The sequence below is a fragment of the Pararhizobium sp. IMCC21322 genome, from assembly GCF_030758295.1.
Taxonomy (GTDB): domain Bacteria; phylum Pseudomonadota; class Alphaproteobacteria; order Rhizobiales.
This window is the reverse complement of sequence record NZ_CP132335.1, coordinates 2,935,235-2,959,869: the sequence shown is the minus strand read 5'-3', so window position 1 is coordinate 2,959,869 and position 24,635 is coordinate 2,935,235. Positions and strand designations below refer to the sequence as shown.

Here is a 24,635-nt window from a genome sequence, read left to right as displayed (position 1 = left end):
TTCAAGAGAACAGGGTCAACGGACTTAAAGTCCCTTATACCTGCATGATCTCCGCTTCTTTTCCACTCAACGTCTCGTCAATGTTTTTAATGGCCTCATCGGTCATTTTCTGAACCTGATCTGAAAATACCCTGGCGTCATCCTGACTGATGTCACCTGATTTTTCGATCTTTTTCAGTTGGTCCATGACATCGCGGCGAACATGGCGCACAGAAACTTTCGTCCGCTCAGCATATTTATGAGCCACTTTTACCATTTCCTGGCGGCGCTCTTCGTTCAATTCGGGGATTGGAATGCGGAACAGATTTCCTTCAACCACAGGATTGAGGCCAAGTTCAGATTCGCGAATGGCTTTTTCAACGGCTCGCGACATGCTTCCGTCCCAGACCTGCACGCTGATCATCCGCGCTTCCGGTACGGACACTGTTGCCACCTGATTGAGCGGCATACGCGACCCATATGCTTCAACATGAATTGGATCCAACAAGCTGGCTGAAGCCCTTCCGGTCCGCAGGCCACCCAAATCGGATGACAGTGCCGCAATCGCTCTATCCATTCGACGTGTCACATCATCGAAATCGATAGGTGCTTCATCATCCATTTTGGCTACTCCCAGTGTGTAATTCTGCCAACATCGCTGTTGTTCTGTCGTCTAACATTTTCTGTCGCTTCAAGACACGATTGTCGCTGTGCCCCTGCCCTGTGCAACTTCTACAAGTCCGCCCGGCTCATGAATTGAAAACACGACGACCGGTATGTTGTTGTCCTTTGCAAGGGATACCGCTGCCGTGTCCATGACCTGCAATCCGCGTGACAGGACTTCCTGATGGCTGATTCTGTCGAAGCGTACGGCATCCGGGTCCTTGTTCGGATCAGCCGTATAGATACCATCCACTTGTGTTGCCTTCAACAACGCATCGCACTGCATTTCCACTGCGCGCAGCGCGGCACCACTATCGGTGGTAAAAAATGGATTTCCGGTTCCGCCTGCAAAAATCAGAACGCGATGATTTTCAAGATGCTTCAGGGCTTTTCTGTGGGTAAAGGTTTCGCAGATTGTCGGCATGCCAACTGCTGACATAACGCGTGCGTTGCAGCCCGTGTTGTTGATAGCGCCTTCCAGGGCAAGAGCGTTCATGACTGTAGCCAGCATGCCCATCTGATCGCCAGTAACACGGTCGGCACCCTTGGCCGCAAGAGAGACGCCGCGGAAAATGTTTCCGCCGCCCACGACCACACCAATTTCAACTCCCAGAGCAACAACTTGTGCAATTTCGTCGGCGATGCGCTTGACCACCGCATTGTCTATACCAAAGGCCAAGTCTCCCATCAGAGCTTCACCAGAAAGTTTCAGGAGAATTCTGCGATACGGTAGCGACATGGTACAGACCTTTAAACACACAGTGAATCACGCTGTAGGGTCGGATACACGAAGGGCGCCCGCTTGTCACGGACGCCCTTCATTTTTGACGTGTATAGACGCTGAATTCAGCAATCAGCCTTTAACGGCAGCCGCAACTTCGGCTGCGAAATCTGATTCTTCTTTCTCAACGCCTTCACCGACTTTGAACAAAACGAAGGATGAGAGTTTCACATCAACACCAATTTCCTTGGCGAGACGCTCCAAAGCACCTTCAACAGTCACGTCAGGATCAATAACAAAAGTCTGCTTCAACAAGGTCACTTCTTCGTAGAACTTGCGAATACGGCCTTCGACCATTTTTTCCACAACACCGTCTGGCTTTCCGGAGGCTTTCGCCTGTTCGATCAGCACATTGCGCTCACGCTCAACAACCGATGGATCAAGGTCATCAGGACCTAGAGCCAATGGGCTTGATGCAGCGATATGCATTGCAATCTGTTTTCCAAGTGCTGCCAATTTTTCAGCATCACCAGAAGATTCCATGCCGACCAGAACACCGATCTTGCCGAGATTTGGTGCAACTGAATTGTGCACATAGCTGGCAACGACACCCTGAGAGACAGACAGCTTTGCCGCACGGCGCAATGTCATGTTCTCACCGATCGTGGCAACCGCGTCTGTGATTGTTGCTTCGACGGATTTGCCGCTGACGCTGGAGTTAGCGGCCAGTATGTCGGCGACTGTGCCATCAGATTTCAGCGCAATTGACGCCACATCGCGGACAAGATCCTGGAACTGTTCGTTGCGACCAACGAAGTCAGTTTCAGAGTTCATCTCGATGATTGCAGAATCTGTTCCAGCGACCGATACGGCAACCAGGCCTTCAGCAGCCACGCGTGAGGATTTCTTGGCGGCCTTCGAAAGACCCTTTTTACGCAGCCAGTCAATAGCAGCATCTATATTGCCGTCATTTTCCTGAAGCGCGTTCTTACAATCCATCATGCCGGCGCCAGTGGATTGGCGCAGTTCCTTGACCATTGCAGCTGTTACAGCCATCTTACATACCCCTTTGTTCGTCGAAACGCCGCCGGTGGGTCCGACGGCGCTGCACGACTTGTCTTTTCAGTTCATCAAATTGTGTGTAACGGGCGCTATTTCAATGCATAGCACCCGTGCAATCTTTGCAGGCGTGAGATTTACTTGGCTGCCAGAGCTGTTGCCTGCTCAACCCAGTTATCACGATCGATGCGACCTTTGAAAGACAGCGCATCGTCGACACGTGTAATGTCGTCAGCCGTGAAGTTTGCTACTTGAGAAAACTTCTTGATACCAAGCGTGTGCAATTTGGTTTCAAGCACGGGGCCAACGCCAGAGATCTGTTTCAGATCATCCGGCTCACCTTCCGGCGCATCAAACAATGCTGCTGGAGCAGCATCCGCATCGGCTTCAGCAGCTGGTGCTTCTTCGACCGCAGGCGCTTCTTCAACCGCAACAGCTTCTTCAGCTGCTGGTGCTGCTTCGGCAACTGCTGCTTCAGCGACTGGTGCTTCAGCGACGGGTGCTTCAGCAGGCTCTGCAAGAGCCAGTTCCACTGGAACTTCCTCAGACGCGCCCAGATCAATGCCCATATCGGTCTGTCCGCGGGACAGCCCATCAATGGCAGCGCGCGCAATCAAATCGCAGTACAGGCTAATAGCCCGGCCAGCATCATCATTGCCAGGCACCGGGAAATCAATTCCGTCTGGATCGCTGTTACTGTCAACAATTGCCGCGATTGGAATGTTGAGACGACGTGCTTCCTGAAGGGCAATTGATTCCTTGTTGGTATCAATCACGAACAGGAGGTTTGGAATGCCGCCCATGTCCTTGATGCCACCAAGTGCGCGTTCAAGCTTGTCGCGCTCACGTGTCAGGGACAGGCGCTCTTTCTTGGTCAGGCCTTGTGCGCCTTCATTCAATGTCTCATCAACCGCACGCAAGCGTTTGATTGACTTTGACATTGTCTGCCAGTTTGTGAGCATGCCGCCGAGCCAACGTGCATTCACATAATACTGCGCTGAACGGCGTGCGGAATCAGCTACGTAATCAGCAGCCTGACGCTTTGTTCCAACGATCAGAACGCGACCGCCCTTTGCGACCGTGTCGCTGACAGCCTGAAGGGCCTGATACAGCATCGGCACAGTCTGGGCCAGATCGAGGATGTGAACATTGTTGCGGGCACCGAAGATGTGTTTATCCATCTTGGGATTCCAGCGGTGTGTTTGGTGACCAAAGTGAACGCCTGCTTCAAGCAATTGACGCATAGAAAAATCGGGCAGAGCCATGACTCTGTTTCTCCTTTACCGGTTTGTCCTCCGGAAAGCAGTCCACGATGGTTTGTCTAATCATGTGATAAAGGCAAATTCAGCGCGACCGGACGGTTTGGCGTACACCAACCCAGCTTTCCGTGTGTGATGGCGCGGTACATAGCGCCAAGCACGCTGCAATGCAACCGGCTTTTACAAGGTAAGGGTATATGACGTGCCGGTTCCCTCAATTCAGAGCGACGTGAACCACGCCATTGATGGATTTTATGGAGCCGGCAATGTCGGAAGATAGCTTGTAGCTGCCCGGCAATTCGATTTCCGTTTCGCGGCGCCCGTCTTCCAACAGCAATATCAAAGAGATTTTGCCACCTTTACGTCCACGCCCGCGGGAATTGCCGCTATCCTGCACCATCAATTTGGTCATCTGCTGCGCAATCGCGCCAAAAGGTTCGCTTTGTTCGGCAAAAATCTGAAGTTTGGAAAAGCCGTGTTCTGCTATTTCTTCAAGCGGGGCCAATGACTGAATGCGAATGCGCACCTCATCTGTGTCGTCATCTGTATCGGCGCCCACGGTGAATATGAAAGAATGCCCCACTTCCAGGCGCTCGCGGTATTCAGTCAGTCTTTCTGCATAAAGCGTTGCTTCGTACTGTCCTGACGGATCAGAAAGCACCAGAATGCCCATTCGGTTCCCGGTGCGCGTTTTTCGTTCCTGCTTGCCGATGATTGTTGCAGCCAGCTTGCCAGCGCTTTTGCCTTTTCGCACCTGTGCCTGAAAATCTTCCCAGCGCGGAATTTCCAATTTCTCCAGCACCGTCTTGTATTCGTCCAATGGATGGGCCGTCAGATATAATCCAATGGCCTTGTGCTCTTTGGACAAACGGACGGATGTCTTCCAGGGTTGTGCGTCCGGCAGAATGATCTTTTCTTTCTGGATTCCCGCACCGCCAAACAGTTCATCCTGCCCACTACGCGCGTTTTCACTAATGCGTTGTGCGTGTGCCATGACGCGGTCCAGCCCGGCGTCCAATTGAGCACGATTATCAGCAAAGACGTCAAAAGCGCCTGAGCAGACCAGCGCATCCAGCGTCCTTTTGTTGAGCACTTTGGCATCAACCCGCTCTGCGAAATCCGACAGATCGTCAAACGGATTTTCACTGCGGGTCTTTACAATCTCGTCGATGACATTGTGACCAACACCTTTCAGTGCCCCCAAAGCATAGACAATCTGACCATCCTCAACTTCAAACTCGTAGCAGGATTTGGCGACGCTCGGCGGCAGCACATTAACTCCCATACGAACGGCTTCCTGCCGAAAGTCAGACAATTTGTCCGTATTGCCCATATCGAGTGTCATGGTAGCGGCCAGAAACTCAACTGGATAATTCGCTTTCAAATAGGCCGTGTGATAGGCGACCAGTGCATAGGCTGCAGCGTGGGATTTGTTGAATCCATAATCTGCAAAGCGGGCTACCAGGTCGAAAATTGTATTGGCCTGGGCTTTCGCAATCTTGCGCTCAACGGCGCCATCCACGAAACGCTCGCGCTGGACATCCATCTCGGATTTGATTTTCTTACCCATGGCACGGCGCAGCAAATCCGCTTCGCCCAGGGAATAGCCAGACAATTCCTGAGCAATCTGCATTACCTGTTCCTGATAGATGATAACCCCATGGGTTTCTTTCAGGATTTCCTCCAGGCATGGATGCATGTAGTCGGGTTCTTCCAGCCCGTGTTTGCGCCGGTTATAGGTTGGAATGTTGTCCATGGGGCCCGGACGGTAGAGAGCCACAAGCGCAATGATGTCTTCAAATCTATCCGGCTTCATGCCCGCCAAAGCACGGCGCATGCCCTGACTTTCCAATTGAAAGACGCCAGCCGTTTCGCCGCGTGCCAGCATCTCGTATGTTTTTTTGTCTTCCAATGGAACAGTGCTCAGATCAACATCAATTCCACGTCGAGCGATAAGACCGATGGCGCGCTCCAGGATCGTCAGCGTTTTGAGCCCCAGAAAATCGAATTTGACCAGGCCCGCCTGCTCCACCCACTTCATATTGTATTGAGTAACCGGCATGTCAGATCGCGGATCGCGATACAGGGGCACCAGCTGTTCCAGCGGACGGTCACCAATGACAATGCCAGCAGCATGTGTTGAAGCGTGGCGGTAGAGCCCTTCCAGGCGCGTCGCCATGGAAAACAGACGTGCGACCACCTCCTCCTCTTCACCGGCTTCCTTGAGGCGAGGCTCAGTATCAATCGCCTCTTGCAGCGTCATAGGATTGGCTGGTGTCGAGGGCACCATTTTGCAGAGACGATCCACCTGCCCATATGGCATTTGCAGAACACGGCCCACGTCCCGCAGAACGGCTCTGGCCTGCAGAGTTCCAAATGTGATGATTTGAGCCACCTGCGCCGCACCGTAGCGGCGCTGGACATAGCGGATAACCTTGTCGCGCTTCTCCTGACAGAAATCGATATCGAAATCGGGCATGGATACGCGATCGGGGTTCAGAAACCGTTCGAACAGAAGGGAAAAGCGAAGCGGATCAATGTCCGTAATGGTCAGTGACCAGGCCACCAAAGACCCGGCACCAGAGCCACGGCCTGGGCCAACTGGCACATCATTCAACTTGGCCCATTTGATGAAGTCGGCAACGATGAGAAAATAGCCGGGATACTTCATACCAACGATCACATCCAACTCGAAGGCCAGACGCTTATCGTAGGTTTCCCGATCAACGCCCGGTGCCAGCCCCAACTGGCCAAGCCGTTGCTCCAGTCCATCCAGAGCCTGCTGCCGCAACTCCGCTGCTTCCCGCTCAAGCAGTTGCGCCGTGTCTTCGCTCTCAGCTGTTGGTTCGCTCCCCTCACCTGTGAAATTCGGCAGGATCGGATCATGCTTGTCCGGACGAAATTGACATCTTTGGGCAATCTCGACCGTGTTTTCCAAAGCCTCGGGAATGTCTGCAAACAGATCCCGCATTTCCGCGCGGCTCTTGAAGTAATGGTGTGCTGTCAGCTTCCGTCGATCATCTTCTGCAACCATGCGCCCCTGCGCGATGGAAATCAGCGCATCATGAGCTTCAAAGTCGCTCTGATCAGGAAAGAAGACCTCATTGGTGGCAACCAGTGCAATGTCATGCTCATAGGCGTAGTTCACCAGAAAACGCTCAGTGTACCTTTCAGCAGGATGTTCATGACGCTGTATTTCAATATAGAATCGGTCACCGAACATTTTGGCTAATGTGTTCAATCTTGATGCGGCGCGGACGTCGTCCCGATCCGCGATCAATTGATCAATTGCCCCTTCCAGCCCACCGGACAGGCAAATCAGTCCGTCATTCAATTCAGTCAGAAGTTCAAGTGAGGTGTGGGAACGGGTCGACGCATCCGTTTCCAGAAAGCTGCGGCTGACAAGCTTTGAAAGGTTGAGGAAACCGGTTTCGTTCATTGCAAGCAACACGACATTGCCATAGGCAACATCCGGCCGGTTCCGACCATCTCTTGATCGCGGATCAATTTCAATGTCCGCAAAATCGATTGCCATCTGACAGCCGATGATTGGCTGGATGCCCTTGGATTGGGCTTTGTCGGAAAACTCTAGCGCGCCGAACAGATTGCCGGTGTCCGTTATAGCAACAGCCGGCATAGCATCAGCTTTGGTAAGCTCCAGCAACTTTCCAATTTGCAATGCGCCCTCAAGCAGCGAATAGGCCGAATGTACACGAAGGTGGATAAAGCCCGGATCTGCCATGAAGCGACTCGCAGTTTGAAACCTGTTCTTCTGCTATTGTCGCTCATGCAGGTATTGTGGTCCAGCGGGAAGCTGTTGTTTCCACATCTCTGCTGCACCCATTATTGTCTGGATTAGCCGGATTGTCTGGATCAAATGGAGGATCCTAAAATCCGGAAATCACAGCCCAGTCGCCCAGAAAGGCGACAAAAAAGGAGAACATGATCAGTGTTACGAATGCGGTTATGTCACGAAATTGATAGAACATTGTAGGCTCCTGTGTGGCTTGAGCCTTACATTGTTCTACTTTTGTTCTCTTTTCAAGAAAAAGAACAAACAGGGAATATTTACAGTTAAAATTGCTTTAATGGGCAACGATCCGTTGATCTTGAATGGTAATCTTTCTGTCCATGCGGGCGGCCAGATCCAGATTGTGCGTGGCTACCAAAGCGGATAACCCGGACTCTTTAACAAGCTGCGACAGAGCGTCAAATACATAGTCAGAGGTTTTCGGGTCGAGATTTCCAGTCGGCTCATCTGCAAGCAATATGCGTGGGCTGTTGGCAACAGCCCTGGCAATGGCAACACGCTGCTGCTCACCGCCCGACAACTCTGCGGGCCGGTGTTTGCTTCGATGGTCAATATGAAGGTACTGAAGCAGCGTGAATGCCCTTTTTTGCGCTTCTGCCCTGTCCAAGCCACGAATCATCATCGGCATTGCAATATTCTCAACTGCCGTGAATTCGGGCAGCAGATGATGAAACTGATAGACGATCCCAATCTCGGTGCGCCTCATACGCGTCAGAGCCTTGTCATCAAGCTTGTGACAGGCAGCGCCTCCCACGTAAACTTCGCCGCTTGTTGGCTTTTCAAGAAGCCCTGCGATGTGGAGCAAGGTTGATTTACCGGTGCCTGAGGGCGCCACCAATGCAACCATTTCACCGGCAGCAAGGTCGAGGTTTGCATCCTTCAATACGGTGAGGGTTGCATCGCCATGCCCGTAGGTTTTCTCAATACCAGTCAGTTTCATGGCTGGTTGTACTGCGACGCCATTATTCATAACGAAGCGCGTCCACCGGGTCGAGGCGTGCAGCACGCCATGCCGGATACAATGTTGCCAGAAATGACAATACCAGTGCCATTAAGACCACTGTAGCAACCTCCGATGGATCCATGTCCGCAGGCAAGCGGCTCAGGAAATACAGTTCCGGTGAAAACAATTCGGTTTCCGTCAGGCGTGACAAGAACTGCCGGATGTTTTCGATGTTGAGGCAAACCACTGTTCCCAGCACAAAACCGGCCAATGTTCCGAACATACCGATGGCAGCGCCGGTGATGAAAAAGATTCGCATGATCGCACCACGGGTGGCGCCCATTGTGCGCAGGACAGCAATGTCCCGGCCCTTGTCCTTTACCAGCATAATCAACCCGGAAATGATGTTCAGTGCCGCGACCAAAACGATCAGAGTAAGAATGATGAACATCACATTCCGTTCCACCTGAAGAGCCGAAAAGAACGTAGCGTTGCGTTGTTGCCAATCGGTGATGAAGACAGGCCGTTCAGCGGCTTCCGTTATGGGGCCGCGCATAATGCCCACATTATCCGGATCCTGCAGATAGACCTCTATAAAGGACACTGTGTCATTCTTGTTGAAATAGAGCTGTGCTTCGGCCTGCTGCATGAACACATAGGTTGAATCATATTCCGACATGCCAAGTTGGAAAATGGCTGTGATCGGATAGGCCTTCACCCGAGGCGCGACGCCCATTGGCGTCACGGCGCCTCTGGGAGAGACAAGCGTCATCCGGTCCCCCAACTGAAGACCCAGATTGGCTGCAAGTCGTGACCCGACGGCCAGGCCACCGCCATCATCAAATCCTGTCAAAGTCCCCTGAAGCACATTGTTGAGAACGGCTGGCAATTTTTGAAAGTCTGCTTCCTGAATCCCGCGTACAAGGACGCCCCTGCTGTTTTCCCGCGCTGAGGCAAGTACCTGCCCTTCGACGATTGGAATGGCAGCCCGTACAGATTCCAGCTTCGACAAGCGTGCCGTGACATCATCAAAATCATTTAACGGGCCGTCGATCGGTTCAATAATCATGTGCCCATTAATGCCCAAAATCTTGCCGAGCAGTTCGGTGCGAAATCCGTTCATCACGGCCATCACGATAATAAGCGCCGCCACCCCCAGCATGATGCCGGCAAATGAAAAGCCTGCGATTGCAGAAATGGACGCTTCCTTGCGCCGCGCCCGCAAGTAACGACCCGCCAACATCCACTCAAACCGCGAGAATGGTTTTGTGCCGTTAGGCGCATCTGCAAAATCTGGAGCCAGTTCAGTCATAGAATCTCTTGATGGGGCTGTTACGAAGCCAACGTGGCCTGTAGCTTGTTGAAGGCTGCATCCGGTGTCAGGCTTTCCCGCTCTCCGGTACGACGATTCTTCAATTCAATTTCTCCACTTTCGACACCCTTGGGTCCAATGATCAATTGCCAAGGCAATCCGATCAAATCCATGGACGCAAACTTGCCGCCAGCGCGCATATCACGATCATCGTAAAGCACGGACATTCCGGCCTTAGTAAGGCGCGCATACAGCTCATCGCAAGCAGCGTCTGTGGCTTCGTGTCCAGCTTTCAAACTGATCAAACCAATCTGGAAAGGCGCGACCGCTTCAGGCCAGATAATTCCGTTTTCATCATGGCTTGCTTCGATAATCGCGCCCACAAGGCGAGACACGCCAATGCCATAAGATCCCATATGGACAGGTACATCTACACCGTCCGGTCCGGCAACACGGGCATTCATGGGGTCTGAATATTTGGTGCCGAAATAGAAAATATGACCAACTTCAATACCCCTTGCCGAAACCCGGTCCTGTTCCGGAATTTGTGCAAAAGCTGCCTCATCGTGCATTTCTTCGGTGGCGGCATATTGAGCGGTGTATTTGTCCACCCATGGGGACAAGTCGCCATCGAAATCGACATCTTCACCCGGCACAGGCAAGTCCAGGAAATCACGATGGCAATACACTTCGCTTTCGCCAGTATCAGCCAAAACAATGAATTCATGGGTCATGTCGCCGCCAATTGGCCCAGAGTCCGCTTTCATCGGGATCGCAGTCAGACCAAGGCGCTGATAGGTTCGCAGATAGGCCACAAACATGCGGTTGTAGGATTTGCGCGCATCTTCCTTGGTCAGGTCAAACGAATAGGCGTCCTTCATCAGAAATTCCCGACCGCGCATCACGCCAAAGCGGGGACGCACCTCGTCTCGGAATTTCCATTGAATGTGGTAGAGATTCAAAGGCAGGTCCTTGTAGGACTTTACAGACCCGCGAAAAATGTCGGCGATCATTTCTTCATTGGTCGGGCCAAACAACATGTCCCTGCCATGTCGATCTGTGATGCGCAGCATTTCCTTGCCGTAATCATCATAGCGCCCGCTTTCACGCCATAAATCTGCGGGCTGAATAGTTGGCATCAACAATTCAACCGCGCCGGCACGATTCTGTTCTTCACGTACAATCTGATCGACTTTTTTCAAAACGGCATGCCCAAATGGCAGCCATGAATAAATCCCGGCGGATTGCTGTCGGATCATTCCGGCGCGCAACATCAGACGGTGTGAGACGATTTCCGCCTCTTTCGGCGTTTCTTTTAGAATCGGCAGGAAGTAACGGGAAAGACGCATCGAGAATCCGTTTGTAACTATCGTTTGTTATCAACGAGAGAGAAACCGTATGGCAGGGAAAAACACAAGCCTTTTGTTGGAAACAACCTGCATGATCTTTATCGCGGTCTCTTCAACCTGCTCCGGCAAAAAAAAGCACTTCAGCGGTCACAATATGGTGACAAACCGAATTTTCGACGCTAGTTTATCTCAGAAGGCGGCGCATAGCTGCCTTCTTTCGCGGTCTTAGTCTTGGGAGGGAGTGTTTCCGTTGCGCGGTTTTTCCAGCGCATATTCGAAACGAAGTCTATTCAATTCGGATTGGAAACAGGAACGCGGAACTGGAAAGAGCGGAGGTTTATCCTCCGCTCTTTTTTTATGTTTTTTTCAAAAATTGATATTAAGAACAGTGAGATAGTGTTTTCAACACACACTCTACATTTGGCCTGTCGTGGTGGAGGTAGCTAAAAGGTTGGCAGAAAAGGAATGTCGTCCAATCCAAAGCCAACAACAACACGGGCATAGTAAAACGCGCCAAACACGGCCAAAGAAATAAGCGTGGTGGCGATGGCCTTTTTGCCAATGCTCGCTTTTATCGGGGCTCCCCGATCCGTTCCAAGCGCCATATCCTCGCCCTCATGTTGGGAGCGAACACCAAATGGAAGCGTCACAAACAGCACCAGCCACCAGATGATGAAATAGATTGCAAGACCACTTGCAAAAGACATGTTCTAAACCTCTTCCAATTCAATGAGCGTACCCTGAAAATCCTTCGGGTGCAGAAACAGCACCGGTTTTCCATGAGCTCCAATTTTCGGCTCACCATCACCCAGAACACGCACGCCGTCTGCCTGCAATTTGTCGCGGGCCTTCAGAATATCATCCACCTCGTAGCAGAGGTGGTGAATGCCACCCGATGGATTTTTCTCCAGGAACCCGGCGATTGGGGATTTCTCACCCAATGGTTCGAGCAGTTCAATCTTGGTGTTTGGCAGTTCTATGAAAACCACCGTTACCCCCTGGTCGGGGATTTCGATGGGCTCAGAGATGGTCGCTCCCAGTGTCGTTTTGTACTGGTGCGAGGCACTTTGCAGATCGGGTACAGCAATGGCGACATGGTTCAAGCGGTCCAGCATCGGGTCTGCTCCTCAAGAGTCAAACGATATGTACGCGAACCTGGCAAACGGGCTTTTTGCCCCAGACATGCTGCACTTCACCACGAATGGCCCGGCGTACAGATTCCTCAAGTTGACCAGAGTTTTTGCGGCGTTTCGCAGGCATGCTGTCGAGCACACCATCAATGGCATCCAGAATAATATCTTCAAAATCCGCGCCCTTACTATCGAAATCCGGGAGACCATACAAATCGGCTGCTGGTTCATCCAGAATTTCACCCTGACGAGACATCACCAGAGACACTGATACCACACCGGCAAAAGAAAGCTTGCGACGTTCACCCACACCGCCGGTTTCCGGCTCGGTTATGAGCTTGCCATCCTTGTGGAGTCGGCCAGCCTGCATATTATCAATGATGCCCGGTTTGCCCGGTGCCAGTTTGACCAATGCGCCATTTCGAATTTGCACGACATTCTTGACGCCCTGCTCTGATGCCAACTTGGCATGGGCGGACAGATGAAGCGGTTCTCCGTGAACAGGCACTGCAATCTCGGGCTTCATCCAATCATACATCTGAACCAGCTCACCCCGGCGTGGATGGCCGGAAACATGAACAAGGCCATCACGATCGGTGATGACTTCCATACCCTGATCGCACAGGCTGTTAATGACCGTATTTACGGGGACTTCGTTTCCTGGAATCGTGCGGGACGAGAAGATGACACGGTCTCCGGACACCAGCTTGATGTTGCGGTGGCTGCCATTGGCAATGCGCGCAAGTGCTGCGCGATCTTCACCCTGGCTGCCTGTGCACATCACCAGCACCTTGTTCCGGGGCAGATAACCAAAATCATCTTCAGATAAAAACGGTTTGATCCCATCAAAAAAACCCAGCTCTCTGGCGATGATTGACACGCGTTGCATGGCGCGTCCGACCAGAATGACATCACGTCCGGCTTTTTCGGCAACTTCGGCAACGGTCCGCATGCGCGCCACATTTGACGCAAAAGAGGTTACAGCAACCCGGTTCGGCGCATCCTTGATGAAGTCGTAAAGGCCGGCTGCAATGTCTGCCTCGCTGGGGCTGATCCCATCACGCACGGCGTTGGTCGAATCGCAGATGAGCGCGAGAACACCCTCTTCACCAATCTCTTTCAGACGATCCACGTCCATTGCTTCTCCAACGACAGGCGTCGGATCGATTTTCCAGTCACCTGTGTGAAGGGCTAGTCCGAGCGGAGTGCGAATTGCAAGAGCATTTGGTTCAGGTATGGAATGGGAAACAGGCACCATTTCCAGATCAAATGGCCCCAGGTTCCAACGTTCGGTCTGGCTGATTGTGTTGATCGGAATTTTTCCGGCCCACGGCGCTCCATCAAGCTTTGCTTCCAGCATGGCTGCCGTGAAGGGCGTTGCATATACGGGCGCGCCAACACGTTCCCACAAATCCACAAGCCCACCATAATGGTCTTCATGGGCATGGGTCAGAATTATACCAAGGACGTTGTTTTTCTCGGACTCCAGAAAACGTATGTCCGGAAATATCAGATCGACGCCAGGTTGTGTTTCCCTTGCAAATCCAAGTCCGAAATCGACAACAATCCAGGATTTCTTATCAACCGGTCCGAAGCCATACATGCCCAGATTCATGCCGATTTCGCCAACCCCACCCAGTGGCAGGAATACGAATTGGTTTTGTTCGCTCATTTAGTGTCCTTCTGGCGCCTGATCTGACAGCGGCAACATGAATACGTCCCCCGCAGAGATGACGCTTGTGCCGTTTTCGGGGTGCGAAAGCAAGAGGCGGCCTTTTGCATCAAGCCCGGTAAAACGTCCTTCGAGTTCACGATCGTTCAAGCGAACTGTAATATCTTCGCCAACGCCGCTGGCGCGTTGAAGCCAGGCTTCCCGGATGGAGGAAAAATTATGACCCGCCTGCCAGTCAGACAGCACGGTTGCAACCTGTGCGCTAAACAGGTCAAAAACTGCCTCAGCAGAGATCACCTGCCCTTCGGCAATAAAATTGGTTACCGGATACGGTGCCTTTACGGGGCTGGTGGTGCAATTGATACCGCAGCCGATGACAATGCCGGTACGTCCTGCCAAATGGGTGGCTTCCATCAATATGCCGGCGATTTTCTTGCGATCATACAACAGATCATTCGGCCACTTGACCGTTAGCTGCCTTTGCACGTCTGGTGGAAGCGCGCGAGACAACGCCTTGTGCAATGCCAGCGATATCACAAAAGCCAGTTGCGGCAACGCTTCAGAGGGTGCTGGATCTACCAGCAAGAGAGAGCCATAGAAATTACCGGGTGGAGACACCCAATTGCGGCCTCGTCGTCCTTTGCCATCCAATTGTTCGTCAGCCGTTATCCAAAGCGGATCAATGCGACCGTCACGAAACGCATCAAGCGCCAGGTCATTGGTCGACCCGACGCTTGAAAAATGTTGACGCTCTATGACCGCGGACAGCGTCATTGAATTTTAAAAGAATGTCTGGGCAGCCGTAGTAGCGGCCCCCGCCAACAAACCGTTGAAAACAATAAAGACCAGGACAAAGATACCAGACCCACCCAGAACCAAACGCAATTCCGTTGGCATTGGTTCAAAGGCGTCCACTGCGTCGTCGAAATACATGATCTTGACGATGCGCAGATAATAGTAAGCGCCGACCACACTGGCCAGAACGCCCAAAATTGCCAGGGCATACAGACCTGATTCAACGGCAGCGACGAACACATAATATTTTGCAAAGAAACCAGCCAGAGGCGGAATACCGGCCAGCGAGAACATGATCATTGCCAGAAGGAACGCCATCATCGGGTTAGTTTTTGAAAGGCCGGACAGTTCGTCAATGTCTTCCACCATGCCGTCCTTGCGACGCATGGCCAAAATGCAGGCAAAGGCGCCCAATGTCGTGATCAGATAGATAGCGAGATAGATGATCACGCCTTTGACGCCTGCCTCAGTTCCGGCAGCAACTCCTACCAATGCAAAGCCCATATGGCCAATGGAGGAATAGGCCATCAGCCGTTTGATGTTGCGTTGTCCAATGGCGGCGAACGCGCCAAGAGCCATGGAGGCAATGGAAATGAACACAACCACTTGTTGCCAGTCGAATGTGGCTGTTTGGAACGCGCCATAGGTTACGCGAATAAACATCGCCATGGCCGCAATTTTGGGCGCTGCAGCGAAGAAGGCGGTTACGGGCGTTGGTGCGCCCTCGTAAACGTCCGGCGTCCACATATGAAACGGCACTGCGGAGATCTTGAACGCGAGGCCCGACAACACGAACACCATTCCGAAGATGAAGCCAATGTTGCGCTCACCTTCACCGATGACAGCCGCTATGCCTGCAAAATCGGTGTGTCCGGTAAAGCCGTAAACCAGCGAGATGCCGTATAGCAGCATGCCGGAGGACAGAGCACCCAGCACAAAATATTTGAGCCCTGCTTCCGTTGAGCGGACGGAATCCCTGTTGATGGCTGCGATTACATAAAGCGCCAGAGACTGCAATTCGAGGCCCAGATACAGCGCCAACATATCAGTCGCTGAAATCATCATCAGCATGCCCAGCGTCGCGAGCAGGATCAAAATGGGATATTCGAAAGTCTCGAAGCGCTCGGCTCGGGCAAAACCAACGGACATGGCAATTGCCACCGCAGAGCCAAACAGCGTCACCACCTTCATGAAGCGCGCAAACGGATCCAGCACAAATGCGCCACCAAACGTTTCACCCATTGGAACGACCCAAACCAGCATGACTGCCGCAACAATCAAAACAGCAACGGAAATTCCGGTGATAATAGGCGTCATGCGATTGCCGCCAAACGCCCCCATCATCAACAGAACCATTGCTGAAATGGCCAGAAGGATTTCAGGCAATGCGGGCCCAAGATCTGAAATGTAGGTCAAGTCCTGTATCATGCTCGTTCGTCCAACCTTACAATTCTAATGGGCAGTTGCGGTTTCAGCCAAATCACCGGCTGCGGCCAATGCGGCCTGATAATTGGCAATGAGGTTGTCTACTGATGCTGCCGTCACATCGAGTATCGGCATCGGATAGAAACCAAACAGGATGGTGAGCAGCAACAATGGCACCACAATGATTTTCTCGCGCATGCTCATGTCCAGAATAGACTTCAGGCTTTCCTTGTTGAGTTGCCCGAAGACGACCCGACGGAACAGCCAGAGCGCGTAGGCAGCCGACAATATGACGCCCGTTGCAGCGAAGATCGCCACCCAGGTGTTCACCTTGAAGATGCCCATCAGCACAAGAAATTCGCCGACGAAGCCGCTGGTGCCTGGCAAGCCGACATTGGCCATAGTGAAGATCAAAAAGACAACGGCATAAAATGGCATACGGTTGACCAACCCACCATAGGCCGCAATTTCACGGGTGTGCATGCGGTCATAAATTACGCCAACACACAGAAACAGCGCGCCCGATATCAAGCCGTGAGACAGCATCTGGAAGATACCCCCCTGCACGCCCTGTGTGGTCATGGTGAAAATACCGATGGTTACAAAGCCCATATGCGCAACGGATGAATAGGCAATCAGCTTCTTTATGTCTTCCTGCATCAGCGCCACAAGCGAGGTGTAGATAATGGCAATAACGGACAGTGCATAAACCAACGGCGCAAAATCATCCGAGGCCAATGGGAACATGGGCAGTGAGAACCGCAAGAACCCGTAACCACCCATTTTCAGCAGAATACCTGCCAAAATGACAGACCCTGCCGTCGGTGCCTCCACATGCGCATCAGGCAACCAGGTGTGAACGGGCCACATGGGCATTTTCACAGCGAAACTGGCAAAGAAGGCCAGCCACAGCCAGGTTTGCATACCGGCGGGGAACTGGAAGGCCAGCAATGTGGGAATATCGGTTGTTCCGGCTTCCCAGTACATGGCCATAATGGCGATCAGCATCAGAACTGAGCCAAGCAGAGTGTAGAGGAAGAATTTGAACGACGCATAAACCCTGCGAGCGCCGCCCCATACGCCGATGATCAGGAACATCGGGATGAGACCAGCTTCAAAGAAGATGTAGAACAACACCAGATCCAGCGCGCAGAACACGCCGATCATCAGTGTTTCCAACACCAGAAACGCGATCATGTATTCCTTCAACCGCTTGTCGATTGAAGTCCAGCTTGCCAGAATACAGAGCGGCATCAGCAATGTGGTCAAAATGACAAACAGCATGGAAATGCCGTCAACGCCCATTTTGTAATTGAAGATGCCGTCAGCCAGTGCTGCATCTTCCACCATCTGGAAACCGGCAACTTGTGTGTCAAACCCGATCCAGATGAACAGCGATACGACAAACGTTACAATGGTGGTCCAAAGGGCAACATTGCGGATATTGCGTCGGGCAATATCATCATCACCACGAACCAGCAGGATCAACAATGCACCAACCAGTGGCAGGAAGGTGACGGTTGAAAGAATTGGCCAACTGCTCATCAGTTTGCCCCTCCGCTAAAGGTCATCCAGGTGATGAGCGCGGCCACGCCAATCATCATTGCGAACGCGTAGTGATACAGATAGCCACTTTGCAATTTAACAACTCTTTGAGTTACGTCGGACACGCGGGCAGCAATCCCGTTTGGACCCAGCCCATCGATGAACCAGCCATCGCCTTTTTTCCAAAGGAAGTAACCGATCCATTTGGCAGGACGGACAAAAATCACATTGTAGATTTCGTCGAAATACCATTTGTTCAAAAGGAACCGGTATAAAATGCCGTGTTCCTCAGCAAGACGCCGTGGCGTATCCGGGGACAGAATGTAGAAGTAGAACGACACCACAAATCCAAGCACCATTGCAAAGAATGGCGACCAGACAACCCAGCCGGGCACATTGTGGAAGTCTTCCATGATGGTGTTGCCTTCGCCGAAGAACAGCGATTCACGCCAGAACTCATCGAAGTTATGTCCGATGAACGATCCCGAGAAGAAGACGCCGGCAAACAGGGCACCGATGGCCAGTAAAATCAACGGTACGGTCATGATCTTTGGTGACTCATGGACATGTGCCATGACATCGGCGGAGGCGCGGGCCTTGCCGTGGAAGGTCAGGAAGATCAGCCGCCACGAATAGAAGCTCGTGAAGATGGCTGCCACAACGGTCATGATGTAGGCGAAGCCGCCAGCCTGTCCGCCAAAGGCGTAGGCTGATTCAATAATCGCATCCTTGGAATAATATCCAGCCGTGAACGGGAACCCTGTAAGCGCAATCGTGCCAATGATCATCATGCCATAAGTCAGCGGAATGTGTTTCCGCAGCCCACCCATTTTGCGCATGTCCTGCTCGTGGTGGACAGCGTGGATGACCGAACCTGCGCCGAGGAACAGCAGCGCTTTGAAGAAGGCGTGGGTAAACAGATGGAACATGCCAGCTGAATATGCACCAACCCCCAAGGCCACAAACATGTAGCCCAATTGGGAACATGTTGAATAGGCGATGACGCGTTTGATATCGGTCTGAACCAGCCCGACAGTGGCTGCAAAGAAGGCGGTTATCGCACCAACATAGGTGACAACCAACAAGGCGTCTGGCGCGTATTCAAACACCGGTGACATGCGCGCCACCAGGAACACCCCTGCTGTTACCATGGTTGCAGCGTGAATGAGGGCTGACACAGGTGTCGGACCTTCCATCGCATCTGGCAGCCAGGTGTGCAGCAGGAATTGCGCCGACTTGCCCATCGCGCCCATGAACAGCAGCAGACAAATGGTTGTCAGTGCGTCCAGTTCCATACCAGCAAACTGGATGGTTTGTCCTTCCAGTGAGGCGGCGTTGGCGAAGATAGCATCCAGATTGATGGTTCCGGTCATCCAGAACAGGGCAAAGATGCCGAGCAGGAAACCAAAATCACCAACGCGGTTGACGATGAACGCTTTCATAGCAGCCGCATTGGCAGCCGGTTTTTGGTACCAGAAGCCAATCAGCAGATAGGACGCCAGACCAACACCTTCCCAGCCGAAGAACATCTGCAGAAGATTGTCAGCGGTCACCAGTGACAACATGGCAAAGGTAAACAGCGACAAATACCCAAAGAACCGCGCGCGATGCGGATCTTCATGCATGTATCCTATGGAATAAATATGCACGAGCGCCGAGACCGAATTGACAACGACCAGCATGACCACTGTGAGCGTATCAATACGCAGGGCCCAGTTTGCCGAGAGCGTTCCGGACTCAATCCATGACATGATCTGCACGGTCTGCGTCTCGCCCTGGCCAATGCCCACATAGAAAAAAGCAATCCAGGAGAGCAAGGCGGAAATGACAACCAGGCCGGATGTGAGATATTCCACATTGCGTGCGCCGAGCCTGTTACCAAACAGCCCCGCGATGAGGAAGCCGATCAGCGGAAGGAATACGATGGCTGAATACATGTCTGATCAGCCTTTCATCATGTTGACGTCTTCCACGGCGATGGAGCCGCGGTTGCGGAAGAAGACGACCAGAATGGCCAGACCGATGGCTGCCTCAGCAGCGGCAACGGTCAGCACAAACAAGGCAAAGACCTGCCCTACCATGTCTCCCAGAAAAGACGAGAAAGCTACAAAGTTGAGATTGACGGCCAGCAGGATCAATTCCACCGACATTAGAATAACGATGACATTCTTCCTGTTGAGGAAGATTCCCAATACGCCGATAGTGAACAGTATGGCTGCCACTGTCAGATAATGTGAAAGGCCGATTTCCATTAGAGAACCTAATACTTTCCGTGTGAGACCAAAGGCTGCCGCCCTAGATCCCTTTTCCTGATTCCACTTTACGCACTTCGATTGACGTTTCAGGTCGCCGGGCAACCTGTTCCGAAATGTTTTGTCGCTTAACGCCTTCCTTGTGGCGCAGCGTCAGCACAATGGCGCCAATCATGGCAACCAGAAGCAGCATGCCTGCGGCCTGGAAGAAATAGATGTATTTTGTATAGATCAGCAGCCCCAGAGCCTCGGTGTTCGAAATGACCAGTGGGTCTGGAATGGGAACAATCGGGCTTGCCGTCATTTCCGGCGCGATAACATAGGTACCAACAACCAGAATCAGTTCAACCAACAAGATCAGGCCAATGATTGCGCCGACCGGAAGATATTGCAGAAAGCCCTGACGCAACTCGGCAAAGTCCACATCCAGCATCATCACAACGAAGAGGAACAAGACCGCGACCGCGCCCACATAAACCACGATCAAAATCATCGCGAGGAATTCTGCGCCAAGCATCAAAAACAAGGCCGCAGAATTGACGAACGCCAGAATTAGGAACAATACGGAATGCACCGGATTGCGCGAAGAAATCACCATAAAGGCAGACGCCACCGTGACGCCAGCGAAGAGATAAAAGAAAAGGCTCGTCAGTATCATATTTAGCCCCGAGCGGCGCCTTTGGCACCAAGGTTCATAGTCGTTATGCGCTGTTTAGCGATAGGCGGCATCGGCTGCAATATTGTCAGCGATTTCGCGTTCCCAGCGTGATCCGTTTTCCAGAAGTTTGTTCTTGTCGTAATACAGTTCTTCACGCGTTTCCGTCGCAAATTCGAAATTCGGCCCTTCCACGATGGCATCCACGGGACAGGCCTCCTGGCACATGCCGCAATAGATACATTTGACCATATCGATGTCATAGCGTGTGGTTCGGCGTGTGCCGTCATTGCGCCGCGGACCGGCCTCAATGGTAATGGCCTGTGCCGGACAGATGGCTTCGCACAGTTTGCAGGCAATGCAGCGCTCTTCGCCATTGGGATAGCGTCGCAAGGCGTGCTCCCCGCGAAAACGTGGGCTGACAGGACCTTTTTCAAATGGATAGTTGATGGTCGGGCGCGGTTTGAACATATAGCGCACCGACAGGAAAAACGCCGAGACGAATTCCTTCAACAACAGGGATTTTGCTGCCTGATCAAGCCGCATGAGGAATTCCTCGCTTTTTCATCCGCAATTTCAATACAATCATGGTGCCCATCCCATCACCTGCAATACGCCAGCCACTATGGCCACAGACGCTAACGAGATTGGCAAGAATACCTTCCAGCCAAGACGCATCAACTGATCGTAGCGATAGCGCGGCACAAAGGCTTTGACCATGGCAAACATGAAGAACATGAAGCACAGCTTCAGCATGAACCAGACAATGCCCGGGACCCAGGTAAACGGAGCAAAGTCAAACGGTGGCAGCCATCCGCCCATAAACAGGATCGTGCCCATGGCGCACATCAATGTGATGGCTGCATATTCGCCAAGCATAAACATCATGTATGGGGTGGAGCCGTATTCCACCATAAAGCCGGCCACAAGTTCAGACTCAGCCTCAGGCAGATCAAATGGTGGTCGGTTGGTTTCCGCCAAAGCCGAGATGAAGAAGATCACAAACATCGGGAACAGCGGCAACCAGAACCAGTTCAGGATCAGAAGTGAGTCGACCCCCAGCATGGTGGCAAGCCCGGTTCTCTGCGCTTCAACCACATCGGTCAGGTTCAATGATCCGACACAGAGCAATACGGTAATGATGACGAAGCCGATTGAAACCTCATAGGAAATCATCTGTGCGGCGGATCGCAAAGCGCCCAAAAATGCATATTTGGAGTTCGAGGCCCAACCACCCATGATCACGCCATAAACCTCCAGCGAGGAGATGGCGAATACAAACAGGATGCCAACATTGATGTTTGCGATCACCCATCCGGCATTCACTGGCACAACAGCCCATGAGGTCAGCGCCAGGGTAACGGCTACCAAAGGCGCCAGCAGGAACACGGCCTTATTGGCACTAGCTGGAATAACCGGTTCTTTGAGAACAAACTTCAAAAGATCGGCAAAGGATTGCAGAAGTCCCCATGGCCCAACCACATTGGGCCCGCGACGAAGCTGAACCGCTGCCCAGATCTTACGGTCAGCATAGAGCAGATACGCAATAACCAGCAGCAGCGAGACCAGCAAAAGCAGGCTTTGGCCAACCATGATCGCCGTTGGCACTACATATGTGTCGAAGAAGGAATTCATCAGCCGCCTGCCCTATTCTGCCGCTTCAACATGCTGACCGAGGGCCAGTTGTGAACATTCCGCCATGACCTTTGATGCACGCGCAATCGGGTTTGTCAGGTAGAAATCTGTAACCGGACTGACAAATGCATCTGATTTGATCGAGCCGGTTTTCTTTGTGAGCTTTTCTATCTGCCCACTTTCCTGAAGTGCCACTTGATCAATTGCGGCCAAATGGCTGAATTCGCTGTAAAGCTGCGCACGAAGCTGGTCAAGGGAGTTGAAGGCAATCGGTGAGCCAAGCACATCAGACAAAGCGCGATAAATAGCCCAGTCCTCGCGGGCATCACCCGGCGGGAAAGCTGCGCGCGGTGTATATTGCACCCGTCCCTCGGTATTCACATAGGTTCCAGACTTTTCCGTATAGGTCGCAGCAGGCAGGATAACGTCGGCGCGATGCGCTGCCTTGTCACCATGTGTGCCCACATATACCACAAAGGCGGACCCCAATGCGTCCAGATCAATCTCATCCGCGCCTGCAAGGAACAGGGTCAGCAAATCACCTTTTCCTGCAGCCGACAGCATTTCAGCCGTTTTCAGACCGCCATCTTCCGGAACAAACCCAATATCCAGACCGCCAACCCGCGCAGCTGCAGTGTGCAAGACGCTAAAGCCGTTCCAGCCCTCGGTAACAACGCCGGTATCAACGGCCAGTTTCGCGATGGCGCCCAAAATTCCGGCACTGTCCTTGCGTGTCAAAGCACCCTGACCAATGAGGATCATTGGTCGCTCGGCTTCACGCAATATTTTTCCAAAGCCAGACTTGCTGTCTGAAAGGCTTTTCAGGCTGTCCGGACCGGCCCCCAGATATTCGTAATCATAGGTCAGATCATTCTGCTCACCGATGAGTGCAATCGGGAACTCGCTCATGCGCCAGCGTTTGCGAATACGTGCGTTCAGCACGGCAGCCTCATGGCGTGGATTGGAACCAATAATCAGCAGCGCATCGGCATCCTCGATGCCCTCTATGCTGGTATTGAACAGATAGCTTGCACGCCCGTCCTTCGGGTCCAGCACTGTGCCATCTTGTCGGCAGTCATAATTGGGCGATCCGATGGATTTCATCAGCGTTTTCAACGCATAAAGATCTTCCACACTGGCCAGATCTCCGCCAATTGCCCCGACATGTTCGGGCGTATTGGCTTTGACGCGTTCAGCAATCAGATCAAAAGCCTCCTGCCAGGATGAAGCGCGTAATTTTCCTGATTCGCGAATATAAGGGCGATCCAGGCGCTGGGAACCGAGACCATCCCAGATGAACCTGGTCTTGTCGGAAATCCATTCTTCATTCACCGCTTCATTGAGGCGCGGCATGATGCGCATGACTTCGCGACCGCGTGTGTCAATGCGAATGGCCGAGCCCACGGCATCCATGACATCCACGCCTTCGGTCTTGGTCAATTCCCAGGGACGTGCCTTGAAGGCGTAAGGCTTGGAAGTCAGCGCACCAACAGGACACAGATCAATGACGTTGCCCTGCAATTCCGATGTCATCGCGCTTTCAAGGTATGTTGTAATCTCGGCATCTTCGCCGCGTCCGGTCATGCCCAAATCTGTGACACCAGCAACCTCCGTGGAGAAACGAACGCAGCGGGTACAGTGAATGCATCGGGTCATGATGGTTTTGACCAGAGGCCCGATATATTTGTCTTCAACCGCGCGCTTATTCTCGGAAAACCGTGAACTGTCCACGCCATAGGCCATAGCCTGATCCTGAAGATCACATTCGCCGCCCTGATCGCAGATCGGGCAATCGAGCGGATGGTTGATCAGCAAAAATTCCATAACGCCTTCACGGGCCTTTTTGACCATTGGCGTTTTTGTAAATATTTCAGGCGGTTCACCATTGGGACCCGGGCGCAAATCACGCACAGACATGGCACAAGACGCGGCAGGTTTGGGCGGTCCGCCCTTCACTTCCACAAGGCACATGCGGCAATTGCCTGCTACCGATAACCGATCATGGTAGCAAAAGCGCGGCACTTCAGCACCAGCTTCTTCTGCAGCCTGAAGCAGCGTGTATCCTGCTGGCACTTCAATTTCGGTTCCGTCAACGATGATCTTCGTCATCTGATTCACCTAAGCATTCTGCGCGGCTGTATAAGCCGCAAAAAGATCGCTAACGGCCACGCCGTTAATCTTCATTCCAGCAAGGTTTGCATTTTTGATTGCAACATTGCTCATATTCACATTTTTAAATTGAACCCCGGACAGGTTCACGTCGCTAAACGCCGTATTTGCCATGTTCACGCCTTCGATCAGCGCTTTTGACAAATTCGCATTTCGGAAGCTTGTTTTGGACATGTTCACATCATCAAAAGTCGACTTTGAAATGACAGACTGGCTGACACTCAATTTACCCGTCACCTGATGCATTTTGTGAGCCATTAT

Annotated in this window: 21 protein-coding genes; all 21 read right to left on the bottom strand. The window is 52.4% G+C overall.

Translation table 11 applies throughout. The annotated features are described in order from the left end of the window. Positions 1-34: 34 nt before the first annotated feature. Positions 35-601, bottom strand: a complete 567-nt coding sequence (frr, locus tag RAL91_RS13990; protein ID WP_306256834.1) for a ribosome recycling factor — start codon at positions 599-601, stop codon at positions 35-37. Between the two features lie 69 nt (positions 602-670). Then, positions 671-1,381 (bottom strand): UMP kinase, encoded by a 711-nt coding sequence (pyrH, locus tag RAL91_RS13985; protein WP_306256833.1) that lies wholly within the window; start codon positions 1,379-1,381, stop codon positions 671-673. Between the two features lie 114 nt (positions 1,382-1,495). Beyond that, entirely contained in the window at positions 1,496-2,419 is a 924-nt protein-coding gene (tsf, locus tag RAL91_RS13980; RefSeq protein WP_306256832.1) for a translation elongation factor Ts, read from the bottom strand. A 140-nt stretch (positions 2,420-2,559) separates the two neighbouring features. Next, positions 2,560-3,687, bottom strand: coding sequence for a 30S ribosomal protein S2 (locus RAL91_RS13975; protein ID WP_306256831.1), 1,128 nt, complete (start codon positions 3,685-3,687; stop codon positions 2,560-2,562). A 208-nt stretch (positions 3,688-3,895) separates the two neighbouring features. Beyond that, positions 3,896-7,423, bottom strand: coding sequence for a DNA polymerase III subunit alpha (gene dnaE / locus RAL91_RS13970; protein ID WP_306256830.1), 3,528 nt, complete (start codon positions 7,421-7,423; stop codon positions 3,896-3,898). Between the two features lie 343 nt (positions 7,424-7,766). Further along, the gene (locus RAL91_RS13965) at positions 7,767-8,462 is read right to left on the bottom strand and encodes an ABC transporter ATP-binding protein (RefSeq protein WP_306256829.1); all 696 of its coding nucleotides are present in this window, start codon (positions 8,460-8,462) and stop codon (positions 7,767-7,769) included. Further along, positions 8,455-9,747: a lipoprotein-releasing ABC transporter permease subunit gene (locus tag RAL91_RS13960; protein WP_306256828.1), complete on the bottom strand. Its 1,293-nt coding sequence runs from the start codon at positions 9,745-9,747 to the stop codon at positions 8,455-8,457. Before RAL91_RS13960 ends, RAL91_RS13965 begins: the two co-directional genes overlap by 8 nt. A 20-nt stretch (positions 9,748-9,767) precedes the next feature. Further along, positions 9,768-11,096, bottom strand: a complete 1,329-nt coding sequence (gene proS / locus RAL91_RS13955; protein WP_306256827.1) for a proline--tRNA ligase — start codon at positions 11,094-11,096, stop codon at positions 9,768-9,770. A gap of 443 nt (positions 11,097-11,539) precedes the next feature. Then, the gene (locus tag RAL91_RS13950) at positions 11,540-11,803 is read right to left on the bottom strand and encodes a DUF1467 family protein (RefSeq protein ID WP_306256826.1); all 264 of its coding nucleotides are present in this window, start codon (positions 11,801-11,803) and stop codon (positions 11,540-11,542) included. 3 nt (positions 11,804-11,806) lie between these two features. Continuing rightward, on the bottom strand, positions 11,807-12,211 hold the full coding sequence (gene mce, locus RAL91_RS13945) for a methylmalonyl-CoA epimerase (RefSeq protein WP_306256825.1): 405 nt from the start codon (positions 12,209-12,211) through the stop codon (positions 11,807-11,809). Positions 12,212-12,230: 19 nt separating this feature from the next. Further along, entirely contained in the window at positions 12,231-13,898 is a 1,668-nt protein-coding gene (locus tag RAL91_RS13940; protein WP_306256824.1) for a ribonuclease J, read from the bottom strand. After that, positions 13,899-14,672 carry a biotin--[acetyl-CoA-carboxylase] ligase gene (locus tag RAL91_RS13935; RefSeq protein ID WP_306256823.1) on the bottom strand — a complete coding sequence of 258 codons (774 nt, stop codon included), beginning with the start codon at positions 14,670-14,672 and terminating at the stop codon, positions 13,899-13,901. It abuts the gene before it with no gap. Positions 14,673-14,678: 6 nt separating this feature from the next. Further along, complete coding sequence (gene nuoN / locus RAL91_RS13930; RefSeq protein ID WP_306256822.1) at positions 14,679-16,121, bottom strand: NADH-quinone oxidoreductase subunit NuoN; 1,443 nt, start codon at positions 16,119-16,121, stop codon at positions 14,679-14,681. Between the two features lie 24 nt (positions 16,122-16,145). Next, positions 16,146-17,663 carry an NADH-quinone oxidoreductase subunit M gene (locus tag RAL91_RS13925; protein WP_306256821.1) on the bottom strand — a complete coding sequence of 506 codons (1,518 nt, stop codon included), beginning with the start codon at positions 17,661-17,663 and terminating at the stop codon, positions 16,146-16,148. Continuing rightward, complete coding sequence (nuoL, locus tag RAL91_RS13920; protein WP_306256820.1) at positions 17,663-19,600, bottom strand: NADH-quinone oxidoreductase subunit L; 1,938 nt, start codon at positions 19,598-19,600, stop codon at positions 17,663-17,665. Before nuoL ends, RAL91_RS13925 begins: the two co-directional genes overlap by 1 nt. Before the next feature lie 6 nt (positions 19,601-19,606). After that, complete coding sequence (nuoK, locus tag RAL91_RS13915; protein ID WP_306256819.1) at positions 19,607-19,915, bottom strand: NADH-quinone oxidoreductase subunit NuoK; 309 nt, start codon at positions 19,913-19,915, stop codon at positions 19,607-19,609. A 43-nt stretch (positions 19,916-19,958) separates the two neighbouring features. After that, entirely contained in the window at positions 19,959-20,573 is a 615-nt protein-coding gene (locus tag RAL91_RS13910; protein ID WP_306256818.1) for an NADH-quinone oxidoreductase subunit J, read from the bottom strand. Positions 20,574-20,627: 54 nt separating this feature from the next. Continuing rightward, positions 20,628-21,116, bottom strand: coding sequence for an NADH-quinone oxidoreductase subunit NuoI (gene nuoI / locus RAL91_RS13905; protein WP_306256817.1), 489 nt, complete (start codon positions 21,114-21,116; stop codon positions 20,628-20,630). A 39-nt stretch (positions 21,117-21,155) separates the two neighbouring features. Next, on the bottom strand, positions 21,156-22,205 hold the full coding sequence (nuoH, locus tag RAL91_RS13900; protein ID WP_306256816.1) for an NADH-quinone oxidoreductase subunit NuoH: 1,050 nt from the start codon (positions 22,203-22,205) through the stop codon (positions 21,156-21,158). 12 nt (positions 22,206-22,217) lie between these two features. Then, positions 22,218-24,314: an NADH-quinone oxidoreductase subunit NuoG gene (gene nuoG, locus RAL91_RS13895; protein WP_306256815.1), complete on the bottom strand. Its 2,097-nt coding sequence runs from the start codon at positions 24,312-24,314 to the stop codon at positions 22,218-22,220. Positions 24,315-24,323: 9 nt separating this feature from the next. Further along, on the bottom strand, positions 24,324-24,632 hold the full coding sequence (locus RAL91_RS13890; RefSeq protein ID WP_306256814.1) for a pentapeptide repeat-containing protein: 309 nt from the start codon (positions 24,630-24,632) through the stop codon (positions 24,324-24,326). Between the last annotated feature and the right edge of the window lie 3 nt (positions 24,633-24,635).